The 24,350-nt window shown below is 52.4% G+C and carries 1 protein-coding gene (only partly in view); it reads left to right on the top strand.

Annotated features, from left to right (window positions below; translation table 11 throughout):
- Positions 1-24,350: the 3' portion of a DUF5776 domain-containing protein gene (locus tag MOO44_RS07260; RefSeq protein ID WP_260116471.1), read on the top strand. 18,022 nt of this gene lie to the left of the window's left edge; only the last 24,350 of its 42,372 coding nucleotides appear in the window; its start codon lies off the left edge, out of view; its stop codon occupies positions 24,348-24,350.

Raw genomic sequence — 24,350 nt, 5'->3', positions numbered from 1 at the left:
TGAAGTCCCAAGCTGACGACGCTGCTACTCAATCATCAGTTGCCAGCTCTGCAGCCGTGGTTGCTGCGAGTGCTGCGACCCAAGCGCAGAGTGCTAGTTCAGTTGCCAACGATGCATCCAGTGCCGCAGCGACTGCATTGAGCAATGCACAAACTGCCAGTGGTGCTGACGATAGTGCTAGTGCTGCCTCCAGTTACGCATCCAATGCCGCTAGTTATGCTGGCAACGCTAATTCTGATAATCAGGCCACTAGTTCAGCTGCTACTAGTGCTAATGCTTCCTACACTGCTGCTAGTTCCGCTGCAGCTACCGCTACTAGTTCTGCAAATTCTGCTAATTCGGCAAGTACCGCTGCATCAGTGTTAGCATCATTGAACCCAAGCAATGCAGCGATTACGTCAGCTGCTTATGCTGCTAGTGTTGCTGCATCAACAGCATCGAGTGCCGCCGTAGTGGCTAGTGCTGCTAAGAATCAGGCTGCTAATGACAGTAGCGTTGCTGCTTCACAATCTATCGTTGCTAGTTCCGCTGCTGCCACTGGGGTCAGTGCTAATTCAGCCGCTTCCAGTGCTGCGAGTGCCGCTGCTAGTTACGCTAAGGCGGGGAATAGCACAGCTGCTAGTTCCGAAGCTGTAATTGCAAGTGGGGCTGCCAATGCGGCCTCGAATGCTGCTGCATCTGCTTTTGCTGCTAGATCAGCTGCTCAATCAGCTGCCAACGATGCCAGTGCTGCAAATAGTACGGCGCAAAGTGCTAGCTCAACTGCTAGTTCCGCTAACAGTACCGCCCAAAGTGCCAACAGCGCTGCTAGTTCTGCTTCCGATGCTGCTAAGTCTGCTGCAAGTGGGAATACGGGGACGTCTTCTGAAGCTGCTAGTTATGCATCTGCTATTGGGACTAGTGTTAGTGCTGCCAATGCGAATGCTAAGCAAGCATCAAGCTATGCATCGCAAGCTAGTTCTGCTGCTGTTGCTACCGGAAGCTTTAACACCACGGCCCAAAGTAACGCTGCCGTTGCTGATAGTTTAGCTAAGGCTAATGGGACGAATAGTGTGGTTGCCGGATACACGTCCACTGCTGATTCAGCAGCGAGTGTCACTGCCAGTGCATTATCAGATGCCAATGGTCAATCATCAATTGCTAATAATGCTTACAGTACGGCTAGTTCCGCTGCCAGTGCAGCTAACCTGAACTCTTACAACGCAAGCGTTACGGCAAGTAACGTTAACAGCCTAGTTAGTGCTGCTAATAGTGCATATTCAGCCGGTGATATTACCCAGGGTTCCATCTTAGCGAACCAAGCTAAACAAGCTGCTGATGGCATGAGTGCCCAATCTACGGCTGCATCAACGAATGCTTCGATTGCTGCTTCTGCGACCGTAGTGGCTTCCAATGCTGCTGCTAGTGCAATTGCTGCTCAAAACACCGCTAGCGCTGCTGTTCTTGCTGGATCGAATGCGGTTAATTCCGCTCAATCAGCTGCGAACCAAGCTTCTAATGCTGCCAATAGTGGTAGTAACAATAATAGTATTGCTGCTTCCGCTAGCTCCGTTGCTGGCAGTGTCGTAGCCGGTAACGAGACCAACGTCAGTTTAGCGAGTTCATATGCATCCAATGCAGCCTCATCAGCTAAGTTAGCTAGCGCTAGTGCCGATAGCATTAACTCAGTCAATAATTCAGTTGCTAGTCTCGCTAGTGCTAACTCTGGGAATGCTTCCGTAGCCAGCGCTGCCACTGCAGCGTCTACTGCAAACTCGTTGATTGCTTCGGGGGCTGCTTATGCCAGTGCCCAAGCTAGCACCGCAGCTAGTGCTGCCAGTGTTGCGAGTGTGGTTCATGGTTCCGATAGCACGTTGAGTAGTACTATCACCAGTGCATCGAGTGCGGTTGCGACCAACGTTGCTTCGGCTAACTCTGCCTACTTGGCCGGGAGTTCATCAGCTGGTGATAATTATGCCAAGGCTGCTAGTCAAGCTGCCACGGATGCTTCGAATGCCGCGCAAACTTTAATCAATAACTCCAGCGCCATTGCTAGCTACACTGCCGTAGCAAGTACCGCTGCGTCAAATGCATCGAATGCAGTGACTCAAATCGGGGTGCAAATCAGCAACTTCAACAGTGCTTCGTCCGCTGCGTCAAATGCCGCTAGTGCAGCGCAAGGTGGTACGACTGCGGTGACTTCCGCCTCCAATGCATCCATTGCGGCTGCTAGTCAAATCAGCAGTAACTACGCCGTTGCCAGTGGCAACTTAAATTCTGCCAGTGGCTACAATTCCGCTGCTGCATCTGCTGCAAGTGCCGTAAGCACGACCACAACGTCCGCAAGCGCTACAACGAGCACGGTCAATAGCTACTTCGCAAATGATCCAACCAACACCGCTTTCAAGAGCGCTTCTTCAGCTGCGAACAGCGTGATGACTACGATCAACAGTTTGAATGCTGATGCCCAGGCCCAAAAGAGTACTGCAAGCAGTGCCTACGTTGCCGTTAGTTCGTACGTCAATGCGATTGCGTCCGCAAGCACGGCGACTGCCAATAACTCCGTTGCCGCTTCGGTTGCGGAAAGTTTAGCTGTTTCTGCTTACAATGCCGGCAACCAGGTTGCTGGTAGTTCTGCGATGGTTTCGGCCGCTTCATACGCCAACCTAGCTAGTTCGACTGCGGTGATGACCTCTAGTTATGCATCCGCAACCACTAGTTTGACGAGTGTTGCTTCGACTGCCGCTAGTCTGGCAAAGGATGATGAATCCAACGCCACCGTTGCAAATGGTTCGTTAACTTCCATCGCTAATGCTGCCGCCAGTGCCGCTACGAATGCTGGGAGTGGGGCGACGAATAGTGCTTCTACCACTAATAGTGTGGCTAGTTCCGCTAACACCGCTGCGTCAACTGCTGCTAGTGGTGCAAACGCTGATGCCAATAAGGCATCAATTGCTAACTCGACGGCCAGCTCTGCTGATAGTGTCGTTAATAGTTACTCCAACACTGCGACCCAAAGCAAGGGCGCCATGGATAGTTACCAAGTGGCTAACCCATCCAATGCGGCCATCAGTAATGCCAGTTCCGCATTTAACAGTGCTAGTTCCGCATTGACCAGTGTTAAATCCAGTGCCGATGCTGCTGCCAGTGCTGCCAATACGCAGTACCAAACTGCAAGTAGTGCCGCTTCCACGGCCAATAGTGCTAGTTCTACCGCTAGTTTGAACGCTAGTCTTGCTAGTTCCAATGCTAGTCAAGCATTGTCTGCTAATAGTGCCGGGAACTACACCCAAGCTAGTCAATTCAATTCGATCGCCGATAGCTACGCCAAGGCAGCTTCGACCAATGCATCCACTGCTACGAATGCTAGTCAAACTGCAGCTACTGCCACGAGTGCCGCTCAATCAGCTGCTAGTCAGGCCGTTAGTGCCCAAACCTCAGCAGCTGGTTTGAACAGTACGATGAATTCAGCCATTGCCGCTGCCTCCACCGCTACGAATGCCGTCAGTGATGCTAGTTCAGCTGCTAGCTATGCTGGCAATGCATCCAGTGCTAATGGGGTGGTTAATATCGATGTCAGTGCAGTTAACAGTGATGTTAATAGTGCAAATAGTGCTAGTGCCAGTGCTGCTACCGCTACATCGAATGCTGAAAGCCACGCTACCGATGCAGGAAAGGCTGCTAATTCAGCTGCTGTCATTGCATCTGCTAACCCAAGTAACGCAACTGTTCAATCATTAGCATCTGCTGCTAGTCAAGCAGCCAGTGCCGCTACTAGTCAGGCGAACGTAGCAAGCAGCCAAGCTGGCGTTGCCAGTGCCGCTGCCTCCACTGCAGCTGTGCAAAGTAGTGCTGCTAGTTCTGCTGCGGTTGCTGGATCAACTGCTAATTCAATTGCATCCAGTGCTGCGAGTGCTGCTGCTAGCGCTGCTAATAATGGGGACAGTAGCGCTGCTGCAGCTGCTAAGTCAGTTGCCAGTTCCGCTGCTTCCGACGCCGCTAGTGCTGCCAGTGCCGCTGGGTCTGCTAAGAACGCTGCCGACGCTGCTAACAGCACCGCCCAAAGTGCGAACAACGCTGCCCAAAGTGCGAATAATGCAGCTTCATTTAGTGCCTCCACTGCCGCTAGTGCTGCCGATGGGGCTAATTCTGCTGCTAGTGCTGGGAATAGTGGTGCCGCAAGCGCAGGTGCCGCTAGCAACGAAGCTTCCAATGCTAGTGTTGCTACTAGTTCATTTGCTAGTGCCGCCGGTGCTGATGCTTCAGCTGCTGGTAGTTATGCAAGCCAAGCTTCATCTGCCGCTAGCGTGGTCACGAGTGCTTCCAACACTGCTGACCAACAAAGCGCTACCATGAGTGGGTATGTATCCAATAACCCAAGTAATGCTGCCATTAGTAATGCTGCAGCATCCATGAATGCTGCTAGCGCTGCAATTACGAGCGTCCAAACTGATGCTAATAGTCAAAAGGCGAAGGCGTCATCTGCCGCTAGCGTTGCGAGTGCTGCTGCTAATACTGCAAATAGTGCCAGTGTCATTGCCAGTTCGAATGCTAACTTGGCCAGTCTTTACGCTAGTCAAGCGCTTTCCGCAAATTCCGCTGGAAACTATTCACAAGCATCTGCATATAACGCTAGTGCCGCAACTGCTGCTACTTCAGCTAGCGCCCAAATCGCAGTTGCATCTAACGCTGCTGCTACTGCGAGTGCTGCCAAGGGAACGGCTAGTGAAGCCGCTGCTGCTGCCATTGCTGATCAATCGGCTGCTAATAGTTATGTCAATCAAATCAACAGTGCAGTTAACACTGCTGCGATTGCGAGTGCTGCCGCTAGTTACGCAAGCAATGCTTCTAACTCGTCACAAACCGCTGCTAGTGCTACTAATGGTGCTAATACGAATAGTAGTGCTGCGAGTGCTGCTACCAGTGATGCTAACGGTGCGAATAGTGCCGCTAATTCTGCTGCTAGTTCAGCTACTAGCACTGCTAATGCCGCCAATAGTGCTGCTAATTCTGCTGCTAAACAGGCCGCAATTAACTCCAGCAACAGTGCCATTTCATCTGCTGCGGCTGCAGTTAGTTCCGCCGCCAGTGTTGCAAGTGCCGCTGCTAGTGCTGCTGGATCGAACAGTATTATTGCTTCTAATGCTGCCTCCGCTGCCGGTAGTGACAATGCAATTGTTTCGAACCAAACTTCAACTGCGAACTCAGCTAGTGTTGATGCTTCAAATGCTTCTGCTGCAGCTAGTTCCGCGGCCCAAAAGGGTGATAGTGCTGCCGCTAGTTCGTACGCTTCAACCGCTGCCAGCGCCGCTAGCGTTGCGAATGCGGCTTCAACGGCTGCATCCAATGCTGCTAACGATGCAAGCAAGCAGGCCTCACTTGCTAGTGCTGCTGCGTCTCAAGCTGCTACTAACAATAGTACGGTCGCTAGTGCCAGTGCTGCAGTCGATAGCGCTAATGCCTCCATTAGTAGTGCCAATAGCGCTACGACCCAAGGTTCAGGCAGTGCCAGTGTCGCTAACAGTACTGCAAGTAGTTATGCTAGTGCTACTTCCGTTACGGCTAGTCAAACCGATGCCAACGCTAAATTAGCTGGTTCCTATTCCGTTACTGCAAGCAGCGCTGCGACTGGAACTAGTGGATACAACAGCGTGGCCCAAAGTAACGCTGCCATTGCGGCAAGCATTGCAGCTGCCAACCCGAATAACCAGGTAGTAGCATCTGCAAATGTCGTTGCTTCATCTGCTGCTGCAGTGGTTGCTTCCGCCAATACGGTGGCTGCCAGTGCGAACGTTGTTGCTTCCAGTGCCGCCAGCGCCGCCAGTGCTGCCGCAAGTCAAGCAGATCGGGATAACCAATCTGCTGCGGCTGGGGTGCCAGTCGTTAATCATTTTGCTAGCCAAGCGGTTTCTGCTTACAATGCTGGAAACGCGGTTGCCGGGAGCGTCTTCAATTCCCAAGCCAGTTCTGCTGCCGCTAGCTTAGCTGCTTACCAAAGCGATGCAGTTGTTCAATCGAATGCTGCTAGCGTTGCCGTTCAAACGGCTTCTTCCGCTGCTTCAGTCGCTGAATCTGCCCAAACAGATGCTAAGAATGCCAATGACGCTGTTTCAAGCGCCACTAGCGTTGCTAGTTCCGCTGCTAGTCAAGCTAACCATGCTGCTAACAATGGCTCCAATGAAAACAGCACCGCCGCTTCCGCTAGCTCCGTTGCTGGTAGTGTCGTGGCCGGTAACGAGACCAACGTCAGTTTAGCTAGTTCATATGCATCCAATGCAGCCTCATCAGCTAAGTTAGCTAGTGATAGTGCTGACAGTATCAACGCCGTTAATACTTCCATTGCTAGCCTTGCCAGTGCGAACTCCGCCAACGCTTCCGTAGCCAGCGCTGCCACTGCAGCGTCTGCTGCGAACTCGTTGATTGCTTCGGGGGCTGCTTATGCTAGTGCTCAAGCCAGCATCGCAGCTAGTGCCGCCAGCGTTGCGAGTGTGGTCCATGTTTCCGATAGTACGTTGAGTAGTACCATCACCAGTGCATCGAGTGCGGTGGCTACCAACGTTGCTGCTGCCAACTCCGCTTACCTAGCCGGCAGTTCATCCGATGGTGATAATTACGCCAAGGCTGCTAGTCAAGCCGCCACGGATGCTTCAAATGCTGCGCAAACGTTGCTTAATAATTCCAGCGCCATTGCTAGCTACACTGCCGTAGCAAGTACCGCTGCTTCGAATGCATCGAATGCCGTGAACCAAATGGGAGTTCAAATCAGCAACTTCAACAGTGCTTCATCCGCTGCTGATAGTGCTGCCAGTGCCGCTAAGGGTGGTACGACTGCGGTGACTTCCGCATCCAATGAATCTAGTGCTGCCGTTAGTCAAATTAACAGTAACTACGCCGTTGCCAGTGGCAACTTAACTGCTACTAGTGGCTACAACTCCGCTGCTGCATCCGCTGCGAGTGCCGTAAATGCCACGACTAATTCAGCTAGTGCTACCAATGATTCAATTAATAGCTACGTTGCAAAGGATCCAAAGAACTCTGCATTCCAGAGTGCTTCGGCTGCTGCTACGAGTGTCATGGCTACGATCAATAGCTTGAATGCCGATGCTAAATTCCAAAGCAGTACTGCTAATAGTGCCTACGTTGCCGTTAGTTCGTACGTCAATGCAATTGCATCCGCAAGCACAGTGGTTTCGAACAATTCCACTGCCGCTTCCGTTGCGGAAAGCTTAGCTGTTTCTGCTTACAATGCCGGCAACCAGGTTGCTGGTAGTTCTGCGATGGTTTCAGCTGCTTCATACGCCAGCTTTGCTAGCTCAACTGCAGTGATGACCTCTAGTTACGCATCTGCAACCACTAGTTTGACGAGTGTTGCTTCCACTGCTGCTAGCCTGGCGAAGGATGATGAAACCAACGCCACCGTTGCAAACGCTTCAATGAGCACGATTGCCAGTGCCGCTGCCAGTGCTGCTGCCAATGCAGGTAGTGGTGCCAGTGCCGGGGCTGCTAGCACGGCCAGTGAAGCTAATTCCGCAAACTCCGCTGCTTCAATTGCTGCTAGTGGCGCTAATGCTGATGCTGCCAAAGCATCGCTTGCCAACAGTACCGCTAGTTCAGCTGACGGGGTGGTTACGAGTGCTTCCAACCATGCGAATGCCCAAAGCTCAGTGATGAACGGCTACTTTACTAGTTCTGCTAACGCTAGCAACGCTGCCATCGCTAGTGCCAGTTCTGCATTTAGTAGTGCCAGTGCCGCATTATCCGGGGTTAAATCAAATGTTGATAGTGCTTCCACTGTGGCTGCTAGTCAGTATCAAGTTGCTAGTTCTGCTGCTTCCGTTGCTAACAGTAACAGTCAAATGGCCAGTGTGAACGCTAGCTTAGCAAACCAAAATGCCAGTCAAGCAGTTGCTGCTAATAGTGCCGGTAATTACACGCAGGCAAGTCAACTGAACTCGACTGCTGGTAGTTATGCTGCCATTGCAAGTCAATTTGCAGACAGTGCCAATGCGGCTAGTGTTACCGCTTCAACTGCCACTGGCGTTGCGCAATCCGCTGCTTCCGTTGCCGCTTCTGATGCAACGACTGCCAATGGGTTGAGCAAGGATGTTGATTCTGCCGTCGCTGCCGCTTCAACTGCCAACGCGGCCGTTAGTTATGCATCCAATGCTTCTGGATCATCCAGTCAAGCCGGTAGTTACTCCGGTGTCGCAAGTGCCGCTGCTTCAGCTACGAATGATGATTCAAAGGCTGCTAGCGCTGCAAACGAGAGTGCCGCAAGTGCTGCCGTTAGTGCCGCTGCTCAGGCTAAGTCAGCCAGTGCCGCTGCTTCGACCGCTGCCATTACTTCGGCTACGAATGCAAGTAATTCTGCAATCGCATCCCTAGCAGCCAGTGCCTCAACGGCAGCTTCCAATGCCGCTAGTGAAGCCGCAACTGCTTCATCTGCACACGTTAAGGCTAACTCAGCTTCAGCAGTGGTCGATTCGCAAAATACGATTGCCAATTCGGCAGCTTCAACTGCTGCGAGCGCCAGTGCAATCGCTAGTTCCGCTTCCGCAGTTGCTTCGACTGCAGCCCAAAGCGGGAATAGTAGTGCTGCTAGCTCAGCCGCTGTAATCGCTAGTTCCGCTGCCACTGCTGCTTCCAACGCTGCAGCGTCCGCTGCGGCTGCGAAGTCCACTGCCGACTCTGCCGCAAGCGACGCTAGTGCTGCCAACAGCACGGCCAATGCCGCCAATAGTGCTGCTAGTGCTTACAATAGCGTTGCTAGTTCTGCTAATTCGGCTGCCACTTCGACTGCCGATGCTGTTAAGTCGGCTGCCAGTGGAAATGCCAACACGAATGCTTCTGCCACTAGTTATAACTCAGTGGTTGATCAAGCTGCCAGTGCCGCTAGTGCCAATGCTCAACAGGCATTGAACTATGCGAACCAAGCTAGTTCCGCTGCGGTTGCTACTAGTGGTTACAATGGCACTGCGCAAAGTAATGCGGCTGCTGCCAATAGCCTCGCTAAGGCCAATGACAAGAACACCGTTGTCAGCGCCCAAGCTTCACTAGCTACATCTGCTGCTAGCGTTGCTGCTAGTGCCTTAGCTGATGCGAATACCCAATCGAGCGTTGCCAACAGTGCCTATGCAGCTGCTAGTGTTGCGGCAAGTAAGGCCAGCTTCGATGCGACCCTTACTAGCTCCGCATCTAGTAACGTTGCTAGTTTAGTTGCTGCTGCCAATAGTGCATACACCAATGGTGATGCCACTGACGGTTCCATCTATGCTGCCCAAGCTGCGAACTCCGCTGCTGCAATGAAGGCCCAAGCTGACGACGCGGCTACGCAATCATCAGTTGCTGCTGCTGCCACCAGTGCCGGTTCGATTGCGGCTTCAAAAGCCATCGCCGCTCAAGCAATCGCCAGTGCCGCTGCCGCTAGTGCCACGTCTTACAATGCCGCTGCTTCATCCGCTGCTGCCCAAGCTAATAACGCTACTTCCAATGGTAACAATGAGAACAGTACCGCCGCTTCTGCCAGCGTCGTTGCCGGCAGTGTGGTTGCTGGTAACTCAGCCAACGTCAGTGCTGCTAATTCATATGCCGGAGCTGCGTCATCATCCGCCAGCCTCGCTAGTTCCAATGCTGACAGCATTAATTCAGTCAACAATGGGATTGCTAGTTTGGCGAGTGCAAACTCAGCTAACCTATCATTAGCTAGTTACGCCACTGCCGCTAGTTTAGCTAACGCTACGATTGCTTCATACAATGCTGATGCACAGGGACAAAAATCAATTGCTGCTAGCGCTGCTAGTGTTGCTAGTTCGATTCATGCTTCTGATGGCTCACTAAGCGTTGCCATTTCATCAGCTTCCGTTGCCGTTTCTGCTAACGTTGCGTTTGCAAACTCAGCATACCTGGCCGGAAGTGCTTCTGATGGTGATAGCTACTCGACTGCCGCAAGTAATGCTGCCGTTGCTGCTTCGACCGCTGCTCAAACGATGCTTGATCACTCTAGTGCCATCTTGAGTTACACCCACATTGCCAGTGTGGCTGCATCCAGTGCTGCAAACGACGTACAACAAATTGCTGTTCAAATGAGTAGCTTTGCGAATGCATCGAATGCCGCAAATAGTGCTAATAATGCTGCACAAAACGGCAACAGTGCAGTGGCTTCCGTTTCCAACGCTTCTAGTGCCGCTGCTAGTGCAATTACTAGTAACTATGCCGTTGCCAATACCAACGTGGCTTCAGCTAGTTCATACAATGCAATTGCGTCATCCGCTGCCAGCGTTGTGAATGGGACCGCCTCGAATGCTAGTGCTACGAATGGTTCCATTACGAGCTACCTAGCTAAGGATCCAAGTAACGCTGCCTTCCAAAGCGCTGCTTCCGCTGCTACGAGTGTGATGGGGACGATCAATAGCATTAATGCCGATGCGCAAACTCAAAAGAGCATTGCTGCAAGTGCTTATAGTGCTGCTAGTTCCTATGCAGTGGCTATTTCAGCTGCCAGCAGCGTCGTTGCAAGTAATTCTGGCGTCGCTTCGCTTGCTAATAGCCTAGCCATCTCCGCTTATGATGCCGGTAACGTTGCCGGTGGGGACTCCGCTATGAAGTCCGCCCTTTCATATGCCAACATCGCTAGTTCCACCGCTACTCAAACTGCTGATTACGTTCAATCCACCGCTAGTTTAACCCAGGTTGCTTCAACTGCTGCTGAACAGGCGGTGAAGGATGAAGCAAGCATCAGTGATGCGAACGGGGCCTTGAATTCAATTGCCAGTGCTGCTAATAGTGCCGCTGCAAATGAAGGCAGCGGGGCAACGACCAGTGCCGCAAACACGAATAGTAATGCTAGTTCTGCTAACGCTGCCGCATCGGCCTACGCAAGTGGTGCGAATGCTGATGCTGCTAAGGCATCCCTTGCAAACAGTACCGCTAGCTCAGCTGACGCAGCCGTTACGAGCGCATCTAACAATGCCAACGCCCAAAGTACGGTCATGAACAGCTATGCTATGAACCCTGCTAACTCTGGGAACGCTGCAATTGCGAGTGCTAGTTCTGCATTTAACAGTGCCAGTGCCGCACTATCCGGGGTTAAGACCAACGTTGATAGTGCTTCCACGATCGCATCCAGTCAATACCAAGTTGCCAGTGCTGCCGCTTCTGCTGCAAGCAGCAATCATACCATGGTCAGCGTGAATGCTAGCCTTGCTAGTCAAAACGCTAGTCAAGCAATCGCTGCCATTAGTGCCGGTAACTACACGCAGGCGAGTCAATTTAACTCCACCGCTGCTAACTACGCTTCTGCTGCAAGTCAATTTGCAGATAGCACTAAGGCCAATAGTGCCGCTGCATCGATTGCTACCGGAATTGCCCAATCTGCTGCATCGGTTGCCGTTAGTGGGGCAACGGTTGCAAATAGCTTGAGTAGTGCCATGACTTCCGCCATTGCGGCTGCTTCAAATGCCAATACCGCGGTTAGTTATGCATCGAATGCCGCTAGCGCAGCTAGCCAAGCTGGTGGTTACTCCAGCGCTGCTAGTTCGGCTGCAATTGCAACGAACCATGATTCTTCAGTTGCCAGTGGCATTAATTCCGCCACCGCTAATTCAGCTGCTAGCGCATCTACTCAGGCGCAATCAGCCAGTGCTGCTGCTTCGAATGCTGCTGTAACCTCAGCAACCAATCCGAAGAACTCAGCGATTGCATCATTAGCTTCCAGTGCATCATCGGCTGCTTCGGATGCCGCAAGTCAAGCATCGAATGCTTCGCTTGCCCACTCCAAGGCTAGTTCAGCTTCGGTTGTGATCAGTGCCCAAAACTCAACGGCTGCTTCCGCTACCAAGGTGGCATCAACCGCTAGTGCGGCTGCTAGTTCAGCTAGTGCGGTGGCATCGACTGCTGCCCAAAGTGGTGATAGTAGTGCCGCTAGCTCAGCTGCAATGATCGCTAGTTCGGCTGCTAACACCGCATCGACTGCTGCTTCCGCTGCTGCGAATGCTAAGTCGATCGCTGATGCTGCCACTAGTGATGCCAATGCTGCCAACAGCGCTGCTGCTTCTGCTAATAGTGCTGCCAGTGCGGATAATTCAATTGCGAACTCCGCTAACAGTGCTGCGGCCTCAGTTGCTAGCTCCGCCGCTGCTGCTGCCGGGAACAACTCCGGAACTGCAAGCACCGCCAACAGCTACAACTCAGTTACCGCTGCCGCTGCGAGTGCCGCAAATAACGATGCCAACGCTGCATCGAATGCTGCCCAAACTGCCAGTGCCGCTGCTTCAGTGGCCGCTAGTGATAGTGTTCAGATCACAAGCGTGGCGGGGACGATCAACAGCATTGCCACTGCGAACAGCAGTAATGCTGCCAATAGTTACATTAGTGCCCAAGCTGCGGTTGCAAACTCAGCTAGTGTAGCAGCAAGCGTGGCCACCGCTGATGCGAAGGGTCAATCTAGCATTGCTAACAGTAAGTACCAAGTTGCTTCCAGTGCCGCAAGTACGGCCAACGTGGCATCTAATACCGCTGCTTCCAATGCAAGTGCGGTCAACAGCTTAGTTAGTGCCGCTAATACCGCTTACACCAATGGTGATACTACGCAGGGGGCACTACTAACTTCCCAAGCTGCCTCGACTGCTTCTGCAATGGCAGCCCAAGCTTCAGTGGCTACCAGTCAAGCTGCGATCGCATCGGCTGCTAATACCGATGCGCAATCCGCTGCGGCCCAGGCCCAAGCTGATAGTTCGGTTGCCAATGCCGCAAGCTCTGCTGCTGCCAACGCCTTGAGCAATGCCCAAGCCGCCAGTGGTGCTGATAGCGATGCAAGTTGGGCGTCAAGTTATGCTTCCACTGCCGCTAGTGCTTCTAATGCCATCATTGTGGACAGCAACGCCGTTAACGCAGCTTCCGCAAGTGTTATTTCTGCTTACAATTCAGCTAATACCGCCGCGAGTGCCGCTACGAACACTGCTGCTGCTGCCAACACGGCAAGCACTTCCGCTTCGGTCTTAGCATCGTTGAACTCCAGCAACGCTGCCGTTCAATCCGCTGCTGCGATCGCAAGCTCCGCTGCTTCAACTGCCACTTCCGCTGCATCGACTGCTAACTCCGCTAAGAGTCAAGCTGCAAATGATAGTAGCGTAGTGGCGAGCCAATCCGCAGTTGCTAGTTCTGCCAATGTAGTCGGGGCCAGTGCCAATGCTGCTGCCAGTTCCGCTGCAATCGCTGCCGCTAGTTACGCTAGCGCAGGGAACAGTAGTGCCGCCAGTTCAGCTGCTGTCATCGCCAGTGGCGCTGCCAGTGCAGCTACGAACGCTCAATCTGCTGCTGATTCAGCCAATGCAGCTGCTTCGGCTGCTGCAAATGATGCTGCGTCCGCAAATAGCGTTGCCCAAAGTGCGAACACGGTAGCTAGTGCTGCTAATAGTACTGCCCAAAGTGCGAGTGCTGCCGGAAGTGCTGCATTGAGTAGTGGCCAAGACGGTAGTAAGTCCGCCAGTTCAATTGCTAGTGCCACTAGCAAGCATGCGGACGCAACGTTCAGTAATAACACCCAGGCTAACAACAATAACAATGCTGCTAGCCAACTAGCTAGCCAAGCTGTTTCTGCAGCCAGTGTTGCTAATAGTGCTACCAACGCCGTTAATAGTAATGCGGCAACGATTAGTAATGCGGCTAGTGCATATCCAAACAATTCAATTCTAAAACAACAACAATCAATCGCCACTTCCAATGCTGCGATTGCAAACAGTGCTAGTTCAGATGCCAACGCTCAATCCAGCATCGCAAACGCCGCTAAACAATCGGCTGCGAGTGCCGCTGTTGCTGCGAACCAAGCTGCGAGTGCCGCCAGTGTTGCTACTAACAATGCGAATACGCTGGTCGCATTAGCAAACGATGCTTACCAAAAGGGGAACAACTCACAAGGTGATCAATACCTTGCTTCTGCGAACTCCTTCGCCCAAGATATCAGCACGCAATCTAGCGTAGCTAGCTCCCAAGCCGCTGTCGTTGCTGGACAAACTAGCATTGCTAGTGTTGCTGCCAGTCGGGCCATCAGTGATGAAGCCCTTGCTAATTCTGCGAACCAAGCGGTCAGCAATGCTGCTAGCGTTGCGAACTCCGTGGTTAGTCAGGCCAACAACGGTGCATCCAATGCCGGCAACAACAGTGCAACGGCACAAACGATCTCATCAGTTGCCACGAGTGCCGTTTCAGCTGCCAATGCTAACGCCAGTGCTGCTGATAGTTACACCAGCATTGCCAATAGCGAGGCGACTGCTACTAGCACGGCTTCACAGACTGCTAGTTCGGTCAACGCTGGCATCAACAGCTTTGCTAATGCTAACCCATCGAACGGCTCACTTGCTAGTTATGCTAGCGCTGCTAACTCAGCCGATGCAGTCATTACGTCTGCTAATCAAATGGCTAGTTCCGCTGCTAGCTTGGCCACGAGTGCTAATGGCACCATCAAGTACGTTCAAAGCAATAACGCAACGCTAGATAGTACGGTTCAAAGTAACTTGGCACAAGCTTCCAATGCTGATAGCATGGCCAATGCCGCTTACCAATCTGGAAACCCAAGTGCTGCCGATAGCTACCGGGCAACCGCTAGTCAAGCGATTGCAACTGCTAGTTCCGCTGCTCAAACCTTGACCAGCAACGCTACGTTGGTCAACTCCTTAACCGGGGTTACCAGTACCGCTGCCATCAATGGCTCAATCGCCTTGAGTGCTGCTACGTCAGCTTCGAACATGATTGACCAATTGAACAGTTCTGCGAATGCAATCGTTAACGGTGGTCAATCCGGGAACATGATTGCTAGTTCCGCTGCTTCGGCTGCGAAGTCAGCTGCTACTTCCGGTGCCAATGCATCGAGCGTGGCCCAAGTCGATCAAACCAATGCCGACAGTTACAGTGCAGTCGCTAGTTCGGCTGCTGGAGCAACGAATGGGGATGCGACGAGTGCTGCTCAGGTTGCTAGTGCAATCAGTAACGCTAACCGTAACAACCCAAGTGATCCTGTGATTGCCAGTGCTGCAATGGTTGCTTCTAGTGCAATGGCTGTAATCGGTAGTGCGAACCAGGATGCTTCCATTAACCACTCGGTTGCAAGTAGTGCGAATGCAATGATTCATCAAAATAACACTTCCATTGCTAGTTACCAATCAGCTGCCCAAACCGCAGCTAACCAAGCCAGTGCCTACTCTAGTGCTGCCGCTACTGCTTACCAAAATGGGAACCAAGTGGCCGGTTCAATTGCCGTGGCTAACGCCCAATCGACTGCTTCAGTTGCCATTCAACAAGCCAGTGCTGCCGCTAGTTTGGCTGTTCAAAACAACAGCTTAACCGTAGTGACTAGCGTTGCTGCTAGTCAAGCCGTGGTTGATCAAAATCAGGCCGCTGCTGCTAGTGGTGCCATCAACACTGCATATCAATCCGTTGCTCAGGTTCAATCTAGTGCCTCCGCTGCTGAATCATCACGGGCGAGTGCCAATAGTGCCCAAGCTAGTTCCGTCTTGTCACAGACCACGAGTGCGGCCTCATTTACTAATGGAAACTCCAAGGCGGCCTTTGACGCTAACCAAATTGCAAGTAGCGCTACGAGCGTGGTTAATAGTGATTCCGCAATTGCGACCCAACAGGGCGCCTTGATGAGCAGCTACGTGAGTGCAAACCCAAGTAATGCTGCGGTCAATAGTGCTAATGTTGCCTACAATCAAGCGAGTGCGACCCTCAGTGCGGTTGATTCGACTGCTAAGCAGGCTAGCGTTGCCGCTAACTCAGCATTTAATGCCGTTAGCGTTGCCGTTAGTGTTGCTACTAGCATCAATGCAGTTGCTAGTTCCAATGTGAACTTAGCCAGTCTCTTTACGAGCCAAGCCAACTCCGCAATGAGTAACCATAACTACACCCAAGCAAGCGCCTTTAACTCGTCTTCTGCTAGTTATGCCAGTGCTGCCAACACGCTAGTGGCCAGTGCCGGGGCTGCTCAACAATCAGCTGCCATCGCTACTTCAGCGGCCCAAAGCAACGCCAGCGTTGCCCTGAGTGCTGAAAAGTCAGCTGAAGCCTTGAAGGCGCAAATTGCTGGCATCGTTAGTGCTGCTGCGAATGCAACCAATGCTAACCAAATCGCAAGCCAGGCCAGTGCCGACGCTTCGATTGCTGCTCAGATGCATTCCAGTACCGCCAACACCAGTGCGGCCGTCTCCGGTCAATCTGCTGGGGCCAATCAAGCTGCTGCTAACACGCAAAGCGTCGTTAGTTCCGCTACGATCACGAACAGCGCGGTTGCTAGTGGAGCGGCTGACATCGCTAGTCAAGCTAGCTTGCAACCAAGCAATGCTGTCATTAGCCAAGCTAATTCAGCTGCCACTAGTGCTGCCAGTGACGCTAGCTCCGCAACCGTAGTTGCTAGTTCGGCCAATGCTACGCTTAGTTCAGCCGCTCAATCAATGAGTGCTGCCAACCAAGCCGCAAGTTCAGCCAATGCCACGGCCGCCAGTACTGATGCGCAAGCTTCCAGTGCTGCCGTTGCTGCTAGCTCCTATGCACAAGCTGGTGATTCCAATGCCGCCGCAAGTGCTGCAAGCATCGCTGCTTCAGCTGCTTCGGCTGCAACGGTCGCCAACAGTGCTGCTAATCAGGCTAGCGCTGATGCCTCAGCTCAATCTGCGAGCGTCACTGCTGCCCAAAGTACCGCTACCAGTGCTGCAAGCGTCGTTGACAGTGCTAATTCAGTGGTCACCAGTGCGAGTGCTACCATCAGTAACGCCATCAATGGCCAAAGTGCTGCTTCGAACAGCGCAAACTCTGCTAACTCATCGGCCAATGCAGTTAACTCTGCGAATGCCAATACCGTTAGCGGGGTCACGAGCAATGCTAGCCTAGCGGTTAGTTACGCAAACGATGCCAACCAAGCTGGGAGTGCGGTAAATAGTTATAATGCAGTTGCTAACCAAAATGCGACTGACATTAATAGCATTGCCGCTCAAAACACGACCAACAGTGCAGTTGCTACTGCCGCAAGCGTTGCTAACTCTGCTGCGAGTGCTACGACCGCTGCTTTGATCAACGTTACGACGCAGGTCAACGTTGCTGCGAGTGCTTCGGCTGCTGCCATGGGCGCTGCTAACCAGGCTACCACCGATAATCAAAAGATTGCCGATGGAGTCAAGGCGGTCAACTCACTGGGCCAGGGTGCTAATTCTGCATACAGTGCCGGTAACAACGGACTAGGGAGTATCTTGGCTTCCCAAGCTGCCAGTGCTGCTACTAGCTTGAACAGTGCCCAAAGCGATGCAATTGCACAATCTAACATCGCTGAAGCTGCTAAGAGTACCGCAAGTACCGCTGCTAGCCTTGCATCCAGTTATGCATCGCTTGCTTCAAACGCTGCTTCATTGACTGACTCCGCTAAGCGTCAAGCCGTCGCTGCCGCTAGTCAAGCTAATAATGCAAACTCCAATGCCATCAGCCACAGTGGTGCCACTAACAACGCCGCTGCAATCGTTTCTGCTGCACTGTCCGGCGTTAATAACACCGCCAATGATGCGGATCAATATGCAAAGACTGCTGCTAGTGCTGCTGCTTCAGCCAGTGGTGCTAATAGTACGGCTCAAAACAGCGTTGCATCGACGAGTTCATTAGCTAGTCAACACGCTGCCAATAAGGTCGTAAGTCAATTTGCTGCAACGACCAACAGTGCTGCTACCCAGGCTTCAACAATGGCTTCAATCGCTGCTTCCCAAGCAGTCGTTGCGAGCGTTGCTGCGAGTGCGGCTTCCCAAGCAGCAAGTCTGGTTGCCAGTGCTAGTTCCGCCATTCCATCATATGCTTCATTAATTGCATTTAACGATGCGGAAGCGACCTCAGCATATCTCGATGGGAAGAGTGACGCTGGTTCAGCATACGCTGCTGCGGCCCAAAGCCTCGTAAGCGTTGCGAACCAACAAGCTAGTTCTGCATTGCAACAATCACTAGCCGCTGCTAGTCAAACCAACACTGCTAGCTTAGCTGCTAGCCACGCTACTGATGCGCAAATCAATGCTAACCAGTTCTCAATTGCCGCATCATTGGCAGCCGCTAGTGCTCAAAGTGCTGCGAGTGCCGAAGATGCGTCGATCAATGCGGTCAATGCGACCTCCGCTAGTGCTACTAATAACGTCGCGGTAGCGAGCGCTTCCGTGGCCCCAGTTACCAGCGGGTCACAAGTTGCCGCTAGCGCTGCACCAGTTACTAGCTCAGCAGTGGTTAAGATCAATGCGAACCAATCCAGTGCTACCAACGTGGTCGATACGATCAATAGCTTCGCTTCGAACGCTAGTTCTGCATTTGCCAGCGTTGCTAGTCAGGCCAATCAATTAGCTGCTACGATTAGTGTGGCCGCCAACGATGGACGCTTGCAAAATTCAATTGCCGCTAGTGCTAGTGCTGCCGCTGATTCACTCAGTGCTGCGGTCGCAAGCACCACGGCCGAGATGAACAGCGCCAGTGCCGCAATGCAAAGCAACGCTACGTTAGCCACCTCCGCATACCATACCGGAGCCCAATCACTAGGGGACACCTACAGTGCCCAAGTTAGTCAATCAGCTGCTGCGATTGCCCGGAATGAAGTGGTGGTAAGTACGGCTGCCCAAGCCGCAACTAAGCTGGCTAGTGATGCTAGTGCTGCCGCTGCCCAAGCAATTCGGGATACCAATACGATCGAAGTCGCAATGACGAGCTTGAACAGCGTTAACGCTAGTGCTCAATCCATTGCCGGAAGCCTCAGCAGTTCCAACGCAACCGTGAACGTCTTCAACAGTAGTACCGCTAGTTCTGCTAGTGACACTGCGGTCAGCTACGCTAGTTCGACCGTCACTGGAATTACGAGTGCCAGTGCTGCTAATACGCAGGTCAATAGTGCAAACCAAGCCGTTCAAAGTGCACTGAACTCCGGACAAGCTGGTTCGGTCGCTGTGAACACGATCGTAAATAACAACTCCAGCAATGCCACGATTAGTTCTGCAAGTGCTGCAATCAGTGCTGCGGTCGCAGCGCAATCCAGTGCGAATAGTGATGCTGCCGTTCAAAGCAGCCTTGCTAATAGTCACTATGCTGCTGCTAGTTCCGCTGGAATGATTGCTAGTCAGGCCGCCCAAATTGCTAGTTCCAATGCGCAAATGGCAAGTATCTTGGGAAGCCAAGCTTCCGTTGCCAATGCCACTAAGCAATTCTCCCAGGCTGCTAGTTTGAACTCAATCGCTAATAGTTACGCAAGCATTGCAAGTGCCCAAATCACAAGCATCAGTGCTGCAAGTGCTTCAGCAGCTCAATTCACCAGTAGTGCCCAAAGCGCCGCTAGTGCTGCAATTGCCGATAGTTCGGTTGCTCAATCAATGAGTAGTGTCATTGACCGGGCCGCTTCAATCGCTGCGGTCGCTAGTTCCGCCGCTAGCTATGCTACGATTGCTAGTCAGTTTAACTCCAGTGCAACGGTAGTAACCAGTCAAGCCGGGGTTACGAACTCGGCAGTCAGTGCTAGTTCAGCAGCTGTTAGTGCTAACGCTACTAGCACCAATGCTAGTTCGGCGAGTGCCAGTCAACAAAACATGCTTGCAAGTAGCCAGGCTACGACGATTGATTCAACCGCTAGTGCCAATGCGACGAACAGCACGATCCTAAGCGCGAATACCGATGCGAAGATTGCTAACAGTCAAGCTGCTAGCGCGAATAGCATTGCTAGTTCCGCTGCGAGCGTTGCTGCGTCAGCAAGTCAACGGGCAAATGCCAATAGCATTAGTGCAAGTCAGACGAACCAGGCAGCTGTGTCTGCTGGAATCATTGCCAGTCAAGCCGCCGCCGCTGCTTCAACGGCTGCTCAATCTGGGGATGCTTCCGCTGCGAACCAAGCACGGATTCAAGCATCTAGTGCTGCCAGCCTGGCCGCTAGTTACGCTAGTCTGGTTACGAGCTATGCTAACGATGCCACTGCAGCTAGCTCAATTGCTGCACTCGTTCAATCACAAGCTGGTTCTGCCAGTGCCGTGGTTGATAGTGCCAGTGCCGTCATTTCATCGGCCGCCCTAGTGGTCGCCAGTGCGGTGGCTAATAACCGGATGGCCAGTTCAAACGCTAGTGCATTGAACAGTTCCGCAACTGCTGCGCTCGTTCAAAACACTTCGATCGCAGGACAGGTCTTTAGTACCGCTAGCTCGGCATTCAGCTATGCCCAACAGGCTAGTCAAGCTGCTCAATCCACGACCAGCGATAATACGCAGGTCAATGGATTGGTTGCGAGTGCTAATAGCTTAGCCCAAGCTGCCAGTGGGAACAGTTTAGTTGCCACCCAGGTCCTTGTGGTTTCATCGGCTGCCAGCCTAGTTAGTTCCGCTAACTCGACTGCCAACCAAGCTGCAAGCGTTGCTACCAGCGCATTTAACAATGCAAGTAGCGCGGCCTCCGTTGCCTCTGTTTACCAGACCCAAGCCAGTCAAACCTCCGCTAGCGTTGGTCAATTGACTAGCCAGGCCGTTCAAGCTTACCAAAACGGGAACTCCAGTTATGGTAGTTACTTGAACTCCCAGGCATCTGGGGCGGTTCAACAACTACAATCGTTGAACCAATCAATTGCAACGCAGTCCAGCACGGTTAGTCTTGCTACTTCCCAGGCGAGTCTAGCAGCTTCTCAAGCCGCTAGTGCTCAACAAGTTGCTGATTCTGCACTTGCTGCTGCCGGGGGTGCTTACAACGATCTCCACAGTGCTGCTAACGCTGGGGTCAATAGTAGTACCAGTGCCGCCGTTAGCTCCGCTGATGCTGTCCACTCCACTACTAGCGATTCCCTATCAGCTGCCAACGTTGCCGTTAGTGGCATCAATAATGATGCTGCTGCAGCAAGCATTGCTACCGATAGCGTTACTAGCGCTTCTAATGTCGGCCAGCTCTCGAATAACGACGTCAATGGAATCGCAAGTGCCAACCCAAGTAATGCTGCCATTACTTCGGCTGTCAACACGACTGCGAGTGCGAATGCTCAATTGACGAGCTTGTTGTCCAATGCGACTGCCCAACGGAGTGTGGCAATTAGTGCCGAATCGGCTGCTCGTTCCGCCCAAGCCGTTGTCATTAATGCAAACTCGGTTGCCAATGAGGCCGTAAGGGTTGCTAACATCTACGCTTCACTAGCAGCTTCTGCGGTTGCAAATAACGACTTGACTGCTGCCAATAGCAATAATATTGCTACGATCAGCGCTGCATCCAGTGCCGCTCAGTTAGGGCAACTCGCTAGTTCCGCTAGCGTGGTCTTGAGTCAAAACTCAGCGATTGCCGCTAGTGCTGCTCAACAGGCCCAATCTGACGAACAACTTGCCAGTCAAGCTCAAGCAACGATTACGAGTGCGAACCAAGCTGCCCGCCTCGCTAGCTCTGCAGTGAGCGTAGCTGCAAACGTTACGCAAATTGCTAGTCAAGCTAGCGTTGCTGCTAGTGCCACTACGGTCGATCACAATGCGGTTCAATCCGTGAGCGTTCAGGCCAGTCAAATCAGTAGTGCTGCCGTTCAATCCACGACCAGCGTAAATACTGCTGCGGCTTCGATCAACGCTACGAATAGCGTAGTTGCATCGATCAAGGCTACGAACCCATCGAATGCGACGGTCAGTGCGGTTGCCAGTGCGACCCAAGTCATTACTGGCAACGCCCAGTCGCTAGCCCAACAAGTTAGTGCTGCAAATAGCGCCTTAGCTTCGCTGAACATGCAAGCTAATGGTAACCAAGTGGCAGTCCAAACTGCTAATAGTACTGCGGCCAGTGCCAATGCGGTAATCACCAGTGCCCAAGCAGCCGCTAGTTCCACTGCCCAAGCCGGTGACTACTCGGCGGCAAGTGCCCAACTAGTGGTGGCATCATCTGCCAACGCCGTGGTCACTTCCGCCCGTGCCCAAGCTGCTCAATTGGCAAGTGCCGCTAGTCAATCGAACCTGGGCATTAGCTCCGCTGCTCAAGTAATTAGTAGCGCGAATGCGACCTTGCAATCTAACGCCCAAGCGGTTATCCAACTAGCATCCAATGCCTCCACTGTGGTTCCAGTTTCAATGAGTGCCCAAAGCGTTGCCAGTGGGGCCCAAAGCGCTACTGCCAGTGCCAATGGTGCTAACTCTGCGAATGCGGTCACAAGCGTTGCTGCAAGGACTGCCAGCTCTGCTAGTGCAGCGGTTGGTAGCAACAATGCAGTGATTGCAAGCGTGCAAGCTAAGTTGTCAACTAACAGTACGATTAACGCCCAAAGCGCTGCGGCGAGCCAAGCTGCGACCTCTGCCAGTGCTGCTAACAGCGTTGCCTCGAGTGCATCAGTCCTCGCTAGTTCCGCATTCGTTGCCGCTAGTTCCGCTGCTAGCGTTGCTAGCTCCGCAAATGCAGTTGTCCAAAGCAATTCAGCTCAAATGGCGAATGCATTGGCTAGCGCTGCTGCGAAGTACGCTGCTAACGATAATGCTGCTGCTGCGATCTACGAAAGCTACGCTGCTTCTGCTGCACAAGCAATTGCCAGTGCTACGAGTGTTGCCAGTGTTGCTACTCAGACCGTGACGCAAACTGCTGCGGTTGCAAATAGTAACGCTGAAAAGGCTAGTTCCGCTGCCAGTGCTGCTGCGCAAGCAGATTCATTGGTCGTAACTGCCCGGATGCTTGTGGTCAACACATCCCTTGCGGTTAGTTACGCAAATGAAGCTAGTGCGAGTGCTCAAGCTGCCAGCGTTGCTGCTAGTCAGACCAGTTCTGCTAACATGACCATTAATTCCGTTGCTGCCGTTACGAATGGAATTAACTCATCCATGACGACGAACATCTCGAACACGGCTTCAGATGCAAATCGGGTCATCAGTGCTGCTGAAACTAACTACACCAGTGCCGTTAACAAGTACGGTAGTGCTAGCTTCTCAATGGCCTCTGCATACCTCAACAGCGCCATCTCACTTGCTAGCTCTGCAATGGCCACAATGACCAGTGCAACGACGGTCGTTAGTTCCGCGACTGCGACTGCAAATGCGAACCAAGCAGCTGCTAGTTCCGCTCAAGTAGTGGTCAACAATGCTACCCAAGCTGCCCAATCAGCTAACCGGGTCGCTAGTTCCGCTGCGTTAGCAAGTGATCCTACGGCTGCTAGCTCCGCAAATAACTTGGCAAGTAGTTATGCCAGCGCCGCTAATAGTGCGAACCAAGTGGTCGCCAGTGCCAATAGTGCAACTAGTGTTGCTGAATCGATTGCCGCTTCTGCTGCGAGTCAAGTTAGAATAGCAGTCAGTGCACTAAATAGTGCCACTGACATTGCTAGTGTGACGAACAACTCTATAAATAGTACTACTTCTCAAATGAGCAGTGCTGCTCAAAGTAGTGCGAGTGCTAGTGCCAGTGCATCAAGTACCAGTGCTAAGGCTAGTGCCAGTGCATCGAGTGCCAGTGCCAGCGCTAGTGCTAGTTCAAGTGCTCAATCCAGTGCTTTGGCTAGTGCCAGCGCCAGTGCAAGTGTATCTAGTGCAATTGCCAGTGCGAGTGCGAGCGCATCGAGTGCGATTGCTAGCGCCAGTGCCAGTGCATCAAGTGCTAGTGCTAAGTCCAGTGCTCAATCTTCCAGTGCCACTAGTAATGCTTCCAGTGCCACTAGTAATGCTTCTAGTGCTACGAGTTCCAACAGCAGTAGTGCTACCAGTTCGAACGCTAGTTCCAATGCCTCGAGTGCATCCAGTGCTACTAGCACCCAGAGTAGCGCTAGTTCCTCCGCTGCAAAATCATCCGGTGCTTACTGGCGTGATTATGCCCGTGGGGTGGCTGCGGCGAACCGGGCTTCAAAGGCTGCGGCATCACTTGCTGGTCAGTCGAAGGGCTATGTTGATGGATACGTTAAGGCTTACAACGCTAAGCTCAAGCGCCATCCACAATATATCTACAACAAGAAGCCGGTTTACCTCTACGAAACGAGTCCTACTTTCAATCAACAGAACCGGATCGCGAAGTACGTGGTTAAACCACAAAATCAGATTGCTGAATTTAGGGTTACCAGAATCGCGCTTTCTAAGAATGGCCGGGTAAGATACTACGTTGCCCGTCGTTCTAACCATAAGGAAGCTGGTTACCTGACCGCAAGACCTGACTACGTAGCCAATGTCTACTATCAATCAAAGGACATTCGGAATAAGTCGGTTAAGTTGGTCCGGGTAATCAATCCGAAGGGGGCCCGGGTGCACAGCAGTACGACCTTTACTAATAACAAGGGCCGTTACTACAAACCTGGTTCCAAGATCAAGATTCAAAGAGCCGTTAAGTATAAGGGGATTACCAGATTCTACATTGGTAAGGGACAATATATTACCAGTAACAAGAAGTTTGTTAAATTCCTATAA

Origin of the sequence: Nicoliella spurrieriana (assembly GCF_023380205.1) — a bacterium.
In the GTDB taxonomy this organism is placed as follows: Bacteria; Bacillota; Bacilli; order Lactobacillales; family Lactobacillaceae; genus Nicoliella; species Nicoliella spurrieriana.
Note: the sequence above shows the minus strand (reverse complement) of the source record. Positions and strands in the feature narration are given on the sequence as shown.